The following is a 1,121-nucleotide window of genomic DNA, read 5'->3' on the forward strand; positions in this document are numbered from 1 at the left end:
CATGAACAAAAACTGCCCGTACCCGTTATCCTGCACACCTTTCCCAAGGTGCAGCCCTCCGGACATTCCCTTCATATTCAGATCTTCCACACATACTGCATCATATCTTTCCGCAAGCTCCCTGCTGAGCTTATGCTGGAAATCTTTTCTCTGGTTCTTTATCTTTTCATGACATAAAGCTACCCTTTTTTTCTGTTTCTGATAGTTCCGGCTTTCTTTTTCACAGTGGGAGAGCTTTCTCTGTTCTCTTGCAAGTTTTTTCTCTGCTTTTCTGTAAAACATAGGGTACCCGGCTCTTTCTCCTGTAGAAAATACACACATTCCCTGCATGGCAAAATCGATCCCAAGAAATCTCTCTGCCGGTCTTTTTTCCACTGTTTGGTTCTCACAGCAGAACAAAAGACTGGCAAAATATTTCCCGGATGGCTCACGGCTCACAGTTACAGACTTCAGTTTCCAGTCTGATGGAATCTGACGGTGAAGTTTTATCTTTATGACGGACATCTTTGGAAGCTTCAGATGGGTATCCTGTAAAAGGATATTTCCGTTTAGTGCATTGGTCGTATATGAATTTCTTGCATGCTTCTTTGATTTATAACGCGGAAATCCGCAGGCTGGTTCCCGAAAAAACTTCCGGAACGCACTTTCCAGATGCAGCTGCGCATTCGCCAGGGCAAGGGAATCCACCTCTTTCAGCCATGGATATTCCTTTTTATATCCGGCCGGTGTATTCCGGAGCATCTTTTTTTCTTTCTGGTAATAGCTGATCTTATCTGCAAGCATCTGGTTATAGATAAAGCGGCTGCAGCCGATTGTTTGCTCTATCTGAACTCTCTGCTCTTTATTTGGATAAATCCTTATTTTTACGGCGCGGTTCATTCTTCTCACCCTGGCTTTCTATATACTGCCGTATCGTTTCAATCGTTGCTCCGCCTGCACTGAGCAGACAGAATATCTGACCCCAGAATGCATCTTTCATGGTCTAACTCCATTATATTTATCATCCTTTTTCTTATATCAACGGATATGTATTTATGAACTAATTGTTCTTTTTCAGTATACTACATCAGGGAAGGGAGAACAAGTGTTTCTTTTATACTATAGAGATTTTTTTGAGCAGA

General features: G+C 42.2%; 1 protein-coding gene and 1 pseudogene. Both read right to left on the reverse strand.

From position 1 onward, the window contains the following. Window positions 1-879 (reverse strand): transposase (locus LI091_RS18350; protein WP_265191446.1); only part of this gene is annotated, 879 nt, incomplete at its 3' end. After that, a pseudogene (locus LI091_RS18805) lies at window positions 842-976 on the reverse strand (hypothetical protein); the annotation flags it as partial. The pseudogene LI091_RS18805 and the gene LI091_RS18350, both read right to left, overlap by 38 nt. Window positions 977-1,121 lie beyond the last annotated feature (145 nt).

Source organism: Blautia sp. MSK20_18, assembly GCF_020553125.1.
Lineage (GTDB): Bacteria > Bacillota > Clostridia > Lachnospirales > Lachnospiraceae > Blautia_A > Blautia_A fusiformis.